Origin of the sequence: Bifidobacterium sp. M0353 (assembly GCF_016100645.1) — a bacterium.
Taxonomy (GTDB): domain Bacteria; phylum Actinomycetota; class Actinomycetes; order Actinomycetales; family Bifidobacteriaceae; genus Bombiscardovia; species Bombiscardovia choladohabitans.
This window is the reverse complement of record NZ_JACFSB010000257.1, coordinates 1-255: the sequence shown is the minus strand read 5'-3', so window position 1 is coordinate 255 and position 255 is coordinate 1. Positions and strand designations below refer to the sequence as shown.

Annotated in this window: 1 protein-coding gene; it reads left to right on the top strand. The window is 43.5% G+C overall.

Features of this window, described 5'->3' with window-relative positions; genetic code table 11:
- On the top strand, positions 1-255 hold a 255-nt coding region (locus tag H3V04_RS09720; RefSeq protein WP_198188472.1), incomplete at both ends, for a helix-turn-helix transcriptional regulator.

Here is a 255-nt window from a genome sequence, read left to right as displayed (position 1 = left end):
CCGAAAACACAGAGGTCTGTCTGTCGGTGAAGTTGCTGAGCGCTTAAAACTACCAGCCAGACAAATTGAGGCGATGGAAAGCGGTAGTTATAAAGGTTTGCCTGAGGCTGTATTCATCAAAGGCTTTCTGAGCTCATATGCCCGTTTGCTTGAGCTGGATGAAAAAGAGTTAAAGCAGTATTTTCAGCAGATTTTTCCAGCAGCTAATCATTATTCAACTGCAGACAGCAGTAAAGTTGAGTCAGCTGATCTTGA